Origin of the sequence: Burkholderia sp. HI2500, assembly GCF_002223055.1 — a bacterium.
Taxonomy (GTDB): domain Bacteria; phylum Pseudomonadota; class Gammaproteobacteria; order Burkholderiales; family Burkholderiaceae; genus Burkholderia.
On record NZ_NKFL01000007.1, the window covers coordinates 930,963 to 943,429 of the forward strand.

4 protein-coding genes are annotated in these 12,467 nt (G+C 67.2%); all 4 read left to right on the top strand.

Annotation, left to right across the window (positions count from 1 at the left end):
• Positions 1-2: 2 nt before the first annotated feature.
• From CFB45_RS36305 to CFB45_RS36320, 4 genes are read left to right on the top strand one after another with little or no spacing between them, the layout of a single operon-like run.
• The gene (locus CFB45_RS36305) at positions 3-9,518 is read left to right on the top strand and encodes an amino acid adenylation domain-containing protein (RefSeq protein WP_089429893.1); all 9,516 of its coding nucleotides are present in this window, start codon (positions 3-5) and stop codon (positions 9,516-9,518) included.
• The gene (locus CFB45_RS36310; RefSeq protein WP_256976964.1) at positions 9,515-10,177 is read left to right on the top strand and encodes a glycosyltransferase family 25 protein; all 663 of its coding nucleotides are present in this window, start codon (positions 9,515-9,517) and stop codon (positions 10,175-10,177) included. Before CFB45_RS36305 ends, CFB45_RS36310 begins: the two co-directional genes overlap by 4 nt.
• Positions 10,178-10,231: 54 nt before the next feature.
• Complete coding sequence (locus CFB45_RS36315) at positions 10,232-10,714, top strand: hypothetical protein (protein ID WP_089429894.1); 483 nt, start codon at positions 10,232-10,234, stop codon at positions 10,712-10,714.
• A 16-nt stretch (positions 10,715-10,730) separates the two neighbouring features.
• Complete coding sequence (locus tag CFB45_RS36320) at positions 10,731-12,434, top strand: cyclic peptide export ABC transporter (protein ID WP_089429895.1); 1,704 nt, start codon at positions 10,731-10,733, stop codon at positions 12,432-12,434.
• Positions 12,435-12,467: the final 33 nt, after the last annotated feature.

The window sequence follows — 12,467 nt, forward strand, 5'->3', positions numbered from 1 at the left end:
CTGTGCAAGACAATAACGTGCTGGTCACCGACCATCGCTATGCCTCCACCGCGCGTTTCTGGCGCGAAAGCCTTTCGCAGGTCGCCGGCGTCTACCGGATCGCGGCGTACGCCCCGAATCAGCAACCGGGTCGCCCGCTGTCCCGCACGGTGCGGCTCACGCCCGCGTCGCTCGACCTGTTGCGGCGCATCGGCGACGGCGAGCTTGCCGAGTTCGCCGTCACGGCGGCGGGCATTGCATTCCTGCTCTGGAAATACTTCCGGATTCCGGTCACGGTGCTCGGCACGCCGGCGCTGGCCGCGCATCCGCCGGCCCGCGCCGCCACCGTGCCGCTGATCATCGAGGTCCGTCCCGACGAGCGCGTCGAGGACTACCTGTCGCGCGTGGCCGCGATCGTGGAAGACAGCTACGCCGAGCCTCACTTCCCGCTTGAAACGCTCGTGCGCAACGAAAAGGACATGGCGCTCGCGCAGCTCACGAAAGTCGCGCTCGCTGACGACCGGGTGCACGACGCACCGACCGGTCGCGACGACGATCTGCAGTTGCATCTGCGGCTCGCGCGCGGCGAAATCGAGCTTCGTTACAGCACGGCGATCGAGCCTTTCATCATCGACGGTTTCGCCGGCAGCCTCGGCGCGGTGCTGGCGGCATTCGAACACCTCGACACGGCCGTCGGCGACATCGCATCGGCCCCGCCGGAAGAGGGGCCGCTGCTGAGCGCCTTCAACGAAACCGCGACGGCCGGCCCCAGCCACCCGACGGTCGTCGCCATGTTCGAAGCGCAGGTCGCCCGCACGCCGACGGCGCCGGCCCTGGTCACCGACAGTGCGCTGATGACCTACGCCGACCTGAACGCGCGGGCCAACAGCCTCGCGCATCAATTGCGCGAACACCACGGCGTCGGGCCGGAATCGCTGGTCGGCATCATGCTCGACCGTTCCGAATGGATGATCGTCGCGATTCTCGGCATCCTGAAGGCGGGCGCGGCGTTCGTTCCGCTGGACCCGGCGTATCCGGCCGAGCGGATCAATCACATCCTCGGCGACACCGGCCTGTCGTTGCTGGTGACCCAATCGAATCAGCTCGCGCAGTGGTATGAGTTCTCCGGCGTGACGCTGCTGCTGGACCAGGAACTCCCCGGCTGGCCGCCGCGGCCCGACAACCCGCCGTACCGTGCCGAACCGGCGCACCTCGCCTACGTGCTCTACACGTCCGGCTCGACCGGGAAACCCAAAGGCTGCCTGCTCGAACACCGGAACCTGGCCCACTACATCGCGTGGGCCGCCGCGTATTACTTTCCGGAAAGCACGACCGGCAGTTTCGGCCTGTACAGCTCGCTCTGCTTCGATTTCACGCTCACCAATATCTTCTGCCCGCTGGTGCGCGGCAAGACGCTGCGCATCTATCCGCAGTCGGAGAGCATCGACACCATCCTGGCCCGGATGTTCCAGCCCGGCAGCGGCGTCGACACCCTCAAGCTCACGCCCACCCACATTCACCTGCTGGAGTACATGAACCTGGCGCGCTCCGGCGTGCGCAAGGTGATCGTCGGCGGCGAGGAACTGACGCCCCAGCACATCGCCACGCTGCGCAAGATCGATCCCGCGATCGAGATCTACAACGAGTACGGTCCCACCGAGGCGACGGTCGGCTGCATCGTCGAGCGCGTCGAGGACGCGCCGTCGACGGTGCTGATCGGCCGGCCCATCGCCGACACCCGCGTGTACATGCTCGACGACGCGCTGCGGCCGGTTCCGCTCGGCGTGCCCGGCGAAATCTGCCTCGCCGGCGCGGGCCTTGCACGCGGCTACCACCAGCGGCCCGACGTCACCGCCGCGAAATTCGTCGAGCATCCGTTCCCCGGCGAAGCGCGCATCTATCGCACCGGCGACATCGGCCGGTGGCTGCCCGACGGACGTATCCAGTGCTACGGGCGCGTCGACCACCAGGTCAAGATCCGCGGGCACCGTGTCGAACTCGGCGAGATCGAGGCCGCGATCGCCGCGCACGAGGACGTCGTCGGCGCGGCGGTCATGCTGCGCGAATCCGCCCACGGCGTGCGCAAGCTGGCGGCCTACGTCAAGGGCGCCGCGAGCCTGAGCGTGCCGGACCTGCGGGCCTATCTGGCCGGGAAGCTGCCGGACTACATGGTTCCGTCCGACATCATCCCGATCGCCGAATTTCCGCTCAACGCCAACGGCAAGCTGGATCGCCCGGCGCTGCTGGCGCTGGAGCCCAACGCCGCGCCCGACGACGCCCGTCTCGACGCCACGCCGATTCAGCTCGAGCTGGTGCGCATCTGGCGCGACGTGCTCGACAATCCGGCCGTCGATCTCACCGGCCGCTTCTTCGACTACGGCGGCGATTCGCTGCAAGCCATGCAGCTGGTCTCGCGGATCTGGAGCAGCTTCTCCGTCGAGATCGGCATCGACGCGATCTTCGAACTCCAGACCATCAGCGCGGTGTCCGACCTGATCGAAGCGTCGTCGCCCCACGCCGGTTCGACGGCCGGCGCCATCCTGCCCCGCTCGCGCGCGAACGACCTGCCGCTGTCCTTTCCGCAGCAGCGGCTGTGGTTCCTCGCGCAACTGGAAGGCCCGTCGGCCACCTACAACATCTCGAGCGCGCTGCGCTTCGACGGCGAACTCGACATCGCGCGCCTGCAGGCCGCCGTGTCCGAGATCAGCCGGCGTCACGAGATCCTGCGCACGACGTTTCCCGCCGTCGACGGCCGCGGGGTTCAACGCATCGCGCCGCCGGCGCCGGTCGCGCTCGACGTCGTCGACGTCGCCCGCGAATCCGACACGCTCGCGCGGCTCGCGGAGGAAGCCGCCCGCCCGTTCGATCTCGCCGCCGGGCCGCTCTATCGCGTCGTGCTGTATCGCGTCCATGAGCGCCTGCACGTCTTCGGCATCGTGATGCATCACATCGTCTCCGATGCATGGTCGTCAGGCATCCTGATCGGCGAACTGGCCGCGCTCTATGCCGGCGAGTCGCTGCCGGAACTGGCGGTCCAGTACGCGGACTACGCGGTGTGGCAGCACGAGCGCCTGGCGTCCGCCGACACGCATCGGGAACTGGCGCTGCTGAGCGCCGCGCTGGCCGATGCGCCGGACCTGATCGAACTGCCCACCGACCGCCCGCGGCCCGCCATCCAGCAGTTCCGCGGCGCGGTGCTGCCGTTCCAGCTGAGCGGCGAACGCGCCGACGGCCTGCGCGCGATCGCGCGTGCGTCCGGCACCAGCACGTTCATGGTCGTGCTCGCCGCGTATGCGCTGCTCCTGTCGCGATACAGCAACCAGCAGGACCTCGTCATCGGCTCCCCGATCGCCAACCGGCGGTCCAGCATGACCGAGCCGCTGATCGGCTTCTTCGCGAACATGCTCGCGCTGCGCGTGGACCTGTCGGGCAATCCGACCTTCGGCGAACTGCTGGCGCGCGTGAAGCGCGTCGCGCTCGACGGCTACAGCCGCCAGGAGATTCCGTTCGAGCAGGTAGTGGATTCGCTCGCGCTCGAGCGCAACCTGAGCCGCACGCCGGTGTTCCAGGTCGTGTTCGCGTACGAAAAAGCGCCGTCCCAGGCGGTGGGCTTCCCCGGTCTCGTGGCCACGCCGGTGTCGGTCGAGACCCACACCGCGAAGTTCGACCTCACGCTCCATGTGCAGGATGCCGACGACGGCCTCGCGGGCTCGCTGGAATACAACCTCGACCTGTTCGACGCCGCCACGATCGATCGCATGGCGGAACACTTCCGCACGCTCGTCGATGCCGTGACCGCCGATCCGGACGCGCCGCTCGGCGCGCTGCCGTTGACGAGCGACGCGGAGCGGAACCTGATGACGGTCGAGTGGAACCGCACCGACACGGATTTCGGCGACGCCGCCGCACAACCGCTGCATCGGTTGTTCGAACAGCAGGTCGAGCGCACGCCCGATGCCGTCGCGGCCGTCTTCGATGACCAGACGCTCACCTACGCCGAACTCAACCTGCGCGCCAACCGCCTCGCCCACCACCTCATCGCGCTCGGCGTCGGCCCCGATGCCCTCGTCGGCGTCGCCATGGAGCGCTCGCTCGACATGAGCGTCGCGCTGCTCGCGATCCTCAAGGCCGGCGGCGCTTACGTCCCCGTCGACCCCGACTACCCCGCCGAGCGCGTGCGCTTCATGATCGATCACGCGCAGTTGCGCTGGCTGCTCACCCAACAGCATCTGCGCGACGCGCTGCCCGAGACCGACGCCCGCCTGATCGTCGTCGATACCGACTCGCTCGACCTCGATGCCGCGGCGACGTCCAACCCCGCGCCCGCGCTCGACGGCGACAACCTCGCCTACATGATCTACACGTCCGGCTCGACCGGCCGCCCCAAGGGCGCGCTCAACACCCATCGCGCGATCACCAACCGCATCCTCTGGATGCAGCACGCCTACGCACTCGACGCTGACGATACGGTGCTGCAGAAAACCCCGTTCAGCTTCGACGTCTCGGTCTGGGAACTCTTCTGGCCGCTCGTCACCGGCGCGCGCCTCGTGTTCGCCCGACCCGGCGGCCAGCGCGAGACCGATTACCTGGTCGAGCTCATCGAGCGCGAACGCATCACCACGCTCCATTTCGTGCCGTCGATGCTGCGTGCGTTCCTCGACCATCCCGACCTCGACGCGCACTGCGCATCGCTGCGCCGCGTCGTATGCAGCGGCGAGGCGTTGCCCCACGACCTGCAGCAACGTTGCCTCGAGCGCCTGGACGTCAGGCTGTACAACCTCTACGGCCCGACCGAGGCCGCCGTCGACGTGACCGCGTGGGAATGCCGCCGCGACGACCCGCACCGCATCGTCCCGATCGGCCGGCCGATCGCCAACACCCGCCTCTACATCGTCGACGCGCAGATGCAGCCCACGCCGATCGGTGTGCCCGGAGAACTGCTGATCGGCGGCACGCCGGTCGGGCGCGGCTACCACGGCGAACCCGAACTGAGCGCCGGGAAGTTCATCGCTGATCCGTTCTCCGCCGACCCGCTCGCGCGCCTCTACCGCACCGGCGATCTCGCGCGCTACCGGCCCGACGGCAACATCGAATTCCTCGGCCGCATCGATCACCAGATCAAGCTGCGCGGCCTGCGCATCGAACCCGGTGAAATCGAGGCCGCGCTGCGCACGCATCCGTCGGTCGACGACTGCGTCGTGATCGCGAAAACCGCAGGAGCCCGAACGTTCCTGATCGCCTATGTCGCGACCGCGGAGCCAGACATTGCCGATCTGCGCGGTTATCTCGGCGGCAAGCTCGCCGACTACATGGTGCCGTCGCAGTTCGTCGTCCTTGCATCGTTGCCGATGCTGCCCAACGGCAAGATCAACCGCAAGGCGCTGCCCGCCCCGGCCGACGGGGTCAACGTGGTCAACATGGCCCAGCCGCACGCGCCCGCCGTCACGCCCCGGGAAATCCTGCTGGCGTCGATCTGGCAAGACGTGCTGCAGCTGCCTTCCGTCGGCATCCACGACAATTTCTTCGAACTCGGCGGCGACTCCATCCTGAGCATCCAGGTGGTCGCGCGCGCCAATCAGGCGGGGCTGCGCGTGACGGCGAAGCAGCTGTTCCAGTATCAGACGATCGCGCAGCTGGCCGCCGCGCCCGAGGAGCGGGCAGCCTGCGTGCCGACCTTGAGCCCGCTGGGCGACGCGCCGCTCACGCCGGTGCAGCACTGGTTCTTCGACCAGGAGATCGACGCGCCGTCGCACTTCAATCAAACGGTCCTGATCCAGGTGCCGGCGGATCTCGACGCGTCGCGGCTGGCCGACGCGTTCCGGCAAGTCTACGAACATCACGACGCGTTGCGACTGCGTTTCTCGCGCGATGCGGGCCGCTGGACCCAGCACGTCGTCGCCGGCGGCGAGATGCCGGCGCTCTTTGCGAAACAGGTGATCGCCGGCGACGCCGCCGAGCGCCTGGCGGCGATGCGCGCCGCCGCCGCTGACGCGGAGCGCGGCATCGACATCACGCACGGCCCGTTGCTGGCGGCGCGGCTCTTCTGCGTGGCCGGCGAGCCGCTCGCCCGCCTGTTCGTGTCGATCCATCACCTGGCGGTGGACGGCGTGTCGTGGCGCGTGCTGCTCGAGGACTTGCATGCCGCCTACCACGGCCAGCCGTTGCCCGCGAAAACGACGTCGTTCCGCGAATGGGCGCTGCATCTGCAGGAACGGGCCCGGTCGCCGGCCATCGGCGACGAAGCGCGACTGTGGCAAGCGCTCCTCGCGCAGCCCGTCGAGCCGATACCGGTCGACTATCCGGCCGCAGGCGTGCCCAACAATGTGGCCAACAACGCGGTCGGCGACGCGTCATCCGTTTCATTCGAGCTGGACGAAGCCGACACCACCGCGTTGCTGCGCCGGCTGCCACGGGCCTACGACACCCGCATCAACGACGTCCTGCTCATCGCGCTCGCACAAGCCTGTAGCATGGTCACCGGCAACGCCCGCACGCGGATCGATCTCGAGAGTCACGGCCGCCACGTGGCGGACGCGCCGCTCGACCTCACCCGGACGGTGGGCTGGTTCACGTCCATCTACCCCGTCGTGCTCGACGCCGACGCGATGCACACGCCGGAGCAGGCGCTGCGTGCCGCGCGCCAGCAGCTGCGCCGGATTCCGGCCGACGGTCTCGGTTATTCGCTGCTCCGCTACCTGAGCCCCGACGCCGCCGTGCGCGACAGTCTCGCCGCGTTGCCGCAGGCCGATATCCTCTTCAACTATCACGGGCAGCTCGATACCGTGTTGCAGCAATCCGACGGCTGGCGCCCGGCGACCGAAGACCTCGGTTCGCTGCGTGCCGGGCGGTCGCAGCGCACGCACGCGTTCGAGATCGTCGCCGCCGTGGTCGACGGCAAGCTGCAGGTGGACTGGCGCTACGGCGAGCGGCTCCACCGGCGGCAGACGGTCGAGAACCTGGCCGCGCACTTCAGGGACCGGTTGCTCGACTTCACGGCGTCGGTCCCCGACACCGCGGCGGACGACATCGACGACAGCTACCCGCTCTCGTCGCTGCAGCAGGGCATCCTGTTCCATTCGCTGTACGACCTGGATCCTGCCGCCTATTTCCAGCAGTTCAGCTTCGTCGTCAGCGGCCCGCTCCAGGTGCCGGCGCTCCGGCAGGCGTGGGCCCATGCGCTCGCGCGCCATGCCGTGCTGCGCACCGCGTTCGCGTGGGCCGATCGCGAGCAACCCGTCCAGACCGTGCTGCACACGGTCGATCTGCCGTGGACAGTGCTTGACTGGCGGCACCGCGATGCGTCCCGCCGCGCGCAGGACTTCGATGCATTCCTCGCCGACGACCGGAAGCGCGGCTTCGATCTGCAGCAGGCGCCGCTGTTCCGCTGCACGCTGATCCAGGAAACCGACACGCGCCATCGCTTCTGCTGGAGCGCGCACCACATCATCCTCGACGGCTGGAGCACCGCGACCCTGATGAAGGAGGTGTTCGCCGACTACCTGTCGCTCGCGCGCACCGGCACGCCCGCGGTCGCGGCGTCGGCGCCCGGATACCGCGCGTACATCGACTGGCTCGCGCGTCATCCGCGCGCCGCCGACGAAGCCTGGTGGCGCGCCGAGCTGGCCGGCTTCCCCGCCGCCACGCCGATCGCGGCCAGCCCGGCCCGGCAGACGACCGGCGACGCCGCGCGACAGGACAAGCGCCGGACCCAGCAATTCCTGCTGGACGAGGCGCTGACCGCGCGGCTGCACGTGCTCACGCGTGCGCATCGCGTCACCCTCAACGTGCTGATCCGCGCGGTCTGGGCGTTGGTGCTGCGACGCCACGCCGGAACGGACGACGTCGTCTTCGGCGTCACCGTGTCCGGGCGCCCGCCGCTGCTCGACGGCGTCGAGTCGATCGTGGGGCTGTTCATCAACACGCTGCCGCTGCGCCTGCGTATCGCGCCCGAGCGCCCCTTCACCGAATGGCTGGCAGAGGTTCACGCCGCGCAGACGGCGATGGAGCCGCACTCGTACAGCTCGCTGGTCGACATCCAGTCGTGGAGCGAAGTGCCCGCCCGCGACAGCCTGTTCGACAGCCTGCTGGTCTTCGAGAACTTCCCGGTTGCCGCCGCCCCCGAACTCGGGCCGGACGACATCGAGATCCTCGACACCCGCGCGTTCGCGGAATCGAACTACCCGCTGACCCTGACCGTGCACCCGGACGCGCGCATCGGCTTCCATATTTCGCACGATGCGCACCGCGTCGCGCCGGATGTCGTGCGGCAGATGCTCGACACCCTCCGCACGTTGCTCGAGCGATTCGCCGAGCACCCGGACCAGCCGACCGGCCAGCTCGCCGACCCGCCGGCCGCCGACGGCCAGCCGGGCGCGCCGCGCGATGCGGCCGGGCCGGCGATCGAAGCCGCCGCCGGTGCGGCCACGGCGGCACGCGTCGTCGCGCCCACGGCGGACGAGCGCACGTTGCTGGAGATCTGGCAGCGGATCTTCAAACGAGACGACATCGCGGTCACCGACAACTATTTCGACCTCGGCGGCCACTCGATCATCGCGATCCAGCTGATGGCCCATGTCGAGAAGGCGTTCGATCGCCGGCTGCCGATTTCCTGTCTCTTCGAGAATCCGACGATCGAGAAACTGGCGGCGGCGCTCGCCACGAACGAACCGGCCGCGCCCGCCGGCGGACTCGTGCCGATTCGCGACGGCGGCCCCGCCGCGCCGCTCTTCCTGCTGCCGGGCGCCGGCGGGAACGTGGTCTACTTCCACCCGCTCGCGCACCACCTGAGCGGCGCCCACGCGATTCACGGGCTGGAAGCGCCCGGCCTCGACGGCGCGTGCGAGCCGCTCACCCGCGTGGAAGACATCGCGGCCCGTCATATCGAGCGCATCTGGCCGCTGGTGGGCGCGGGTCCGTACTACCTCGCTGGCCACTCGTTCGGCGCGCACGTGGCGCTCGAGATGAGCCGGCAACTGGTCGCCAAGGGCGCCGACGTGAAGCTGCTGGCGATCCTCGACGCGTCCGCGCCCATCGACAGCTCGGCCGCCACGTACTGGCAGGACTGGGACGACACCGAATGGCTGGTCGCGATCGCCCACGAAATCGGCACCTTCCTCGGCGCCGACCTCCAGGTGACGCGAGCCGACCTCGTCCCGCTCGATCCCGACGGCCAGGCCGACTTGATCCTCGCGCGGATCGGCGACCGCGGCAACTGGTTCGCGGACGCCGGGCCCGACCGCCTGCGCGCGTACCTGCGCGTCTATCAGGCCAACTTCAAGTCGCACTACGCGCCGCACGCCACGCCGCTGCCCGTACCGATCGCGTTGTTCCGCAGCACCGAGCACGATCCCGACGACTTCGCGCCGTCGCCCGAGATCGCGCAGCTTCGCCTGGACCCGGCCTGGGGATGGTCCCGCTTCTCGACGCTCCCCGTCGCGGTGACGGACGTCCCCGGCGACCACCTGACCATGCTGCTCGATCCGCATGCCGGCGCCCTCGCCGCCCATGTCAATTCGTTCCTGGAAAAACAACCCTCATGAAACTGAAATCAACGCCGACGATCGACAACACGTTCGCCCGCAAGGTCTGCATCAACCTGGACCGGCGTCCCGACCGCTGGGAAGCGATGCAACGAAAATTCGCAGAGCAGAACATCCTCACGGTGGAACGGCTGTCCGCCGTCGATGCAAGGCTGGTGAGCGTGCCGGAATCGTTGAGCCACATGCGTCCGCAGGACTACGGCTGCACGATGAGCCATCTCGCGGCCGTGAAACAGGCGAAGGCCGCCGGCGCCAGCGAAGTCCTGATCTTCGAGGACGACGCGTTCTTCGACGCCGAGTTCGCCGCGCGCTTCCCCGAGTTCATCGCGCAAGTGCCGGACGACTGGCACATGCTGTTCCTGGGCGCGTATCACTTCACGCCGCCCATTCCCGTCGCGCCGAACATCGTCAAGGCCGTGGAGACGCTCACCGCGCACGCGTACGTCGTCAGGGACTCGCTTTACGACGCGTTCATCGCGATCAACGAAAACCCGCCGGCGATCAACGACCGCAACAACCTCGTCCTGCAGCAGACGTTCAATTGCTACTGCTTCGAGCCGAACCTGGTCGGACAGGAGTCCGGCTACTCCGACATCATGGACGAAGTGATGCCGGAGAAGCCGCTGACCTATTCGATGCCCATTCCGGACGGCTGGTAACGCCTGCCGCCCCGTGCTCGCCGCGAACCCTCACTCGACAGGCCATTGAACCTCATGCAAACCACCACCGTTGACCTCGAAGCGGCGTTCGTACAGGCCGCGCTGGATGCGCTTCACCGGGACTGCAAGCTCGGCGACGCGATTTCACTGGCTTACGGGAAATGCGAATCGACTGCCGGCGTGATCGACCTGATTTTTCCGTTGATCACGAAGAAACTGCGGATCGACTACATCCTCATGTACAGCATCGAAAGCAATCCCCGCACGCTCCTGCAATTTCTTCGGCAGGTCGAGTCGCGGCTGGCACGGAACGAAAACTGGACGGCCGCGTCGGTCGAGGCCGCGTTGCGGAGCGTGGCCGATTCGACGGACAGCGTCGGCTGGGCGCGGGCGCAGCGCCTGCTGAAGTGCTGCATCCTGTTTTCCGATTCGCCGCTGGGCATCGTGGAAAGCATCACGTTCCTGGGCCAGCACGAAACCTCGTCGAGGTTGAGATCAGCGGCAAGCAATGTCGAACTCAGCCACCTGATCAACTGAGACCTATTGGCCATTCATGGATTCCGCTCAAAGCAAATCGCCGCCCTGGCATTCCGCCGTCACGCTGATGTGGCGCAGTCATCCCTGGCTGACGCTGGGCACGGTCCTGACGGGCCTCGTCAGCGGCATCGCGTCGATCGTGGGCGTCGGGTTGATCAGCACCGTGCTGCACGACCCGTCTGATCGACAGACGCTGCTGCTGATGTTCATTGCGGTGAATGTCATCGCGGTGGTCTGCAGGAGCGGCGCGGCCGTGATGCCGTCCTATGCGTGCATGAAAGTCATGACGAGATTGCGCGTCAACCTGTGCAAGCGGATCCTTGCGACCCCGCTCGACGAAATCGACCGACGCGGCGCCCCCCATGTGCTGACCTTGCTGACACAGGACATTCCGCAGCTGAGCCAGACCCTGCTCACCATCCCGACGATCATCGTTCAATCCGTCGTGCTGATCTGCAGCATCGTCTATCTCGCCTATCTCTCGTGGATCGTTTTCGCGTCGACGATGATCCTGACCCTCGTCGGCCTGGTGCTTTACCTGTTCTTCTATCGGAAGGCGGTCAATTTCACCGAGCGGGTTCGCGATGAATTCGTCCAGTTCAACGAATACACGCATGGCCTCGTGTTCGGCATCAAGGAACTCAAGCTCAACCGGGCGAGGCGCCGCTGGTTCACCCGGGCCGCGATCGAACTGTCATCGAAGCGCGTGGCGGGATTCAACTACATCGAACGCTTCTGGTTCATGAGCGGCGACAGCATCGGCCAGATCACCGTCGCGGTGCTGCTCGGCTTCCTGCTGTTCGGCGTGCCTTCGCTCGGCGTCGTGGATCCGTCCGTCCTCACGGCGAGCATTCTGGCCGTGCTCTACATGATGGGGCCCTTGACCATGCTGATCAATATCCTGCCGGTGATGGCCGAAGGCAAGACCGCGCTCGCCCGGCTGGCGGAATTCGGTTTCCTGATCGATGACACGCAGGACGCACGCAATGAGCCGCCCCATCCGGGCGCCGTGGCATCCCCATCGGCGAAGTCATGGAAGGTCATCGAGTTGAACGAGGTGACGATGAACTACCGTGACAATGAATCGTCGACCGACTTCGTGCTCGGCCCCATCAACATGACGATTCATGCCGGAGAACTCGTCTATGTAATCGGCGGCAACGGCAGCGGCAAGAGCACGTTGTGCAAGGTCCTCAGCGGCCTCTATGCGCCGACCGGCGGCACCATTTCGCTCGACGGAAAAGTCATCGACGACGATGCCCGGGAACGCTACCGAAACCTGTTTTCCGCCGTCTTCACCGATTTCCATTTGTTCAATCGCATCATCGGGCCGGATCGGGGCAATGACAGCATCGAGCTTGCCCGGAAATACCTCGACACCCTGAAACTGGCGGACAAGATCGAGATTTCCGGCCGCACCTACTCGACCACCCGGGCGCTATCGACCGGGCAACGCAAGCGCTTGGCGCTGCTTTGCGCGTACATCGAGGATCGTCCGATTTACATCCTGGACGAATGGGCCGCCGATCAGGATCCGGTCTTCAAGCGATTCTTCTATGAAGTGCTGGTTCCCGACCTGAAATCCCGCGGGAAATGCGTCGTCATCATTACCCACGACGATCAGTACTTCAAGCTGGCGGACCGGGTCATTCGGCTCGATAGCGGCCGTATCTTCTCCGATACGGCCGTATGCGCCGTCCCGGCCGAAGCCGCCGGATGAGCCGCGATCCCGATGGGACACGATGCGCGCCGT

Coding starts and splice junctions, on each gene's coding strand:
- CFB45_RS36310 (WP_256976964.1), top strand. CDS start 9,515: ATGAAACTGAAATCAACGCCGACGATCGACAACACGTTCGCCCGCAAG.
- CFB45_RS36315 (WP_089429894.1), top strand. CDS start 10,232: ATGCAAACCACCACCGTTGACCTCGAAGCGGCGTTCGTACAGGCCGCG.
- CFB45_RS36320 (WP_089429895.1), top strand. CDS start 10,731: ATGGATTCCGCTCAAAGCAAATCGCCGCCCTGGCATTCCGCCGTCACG.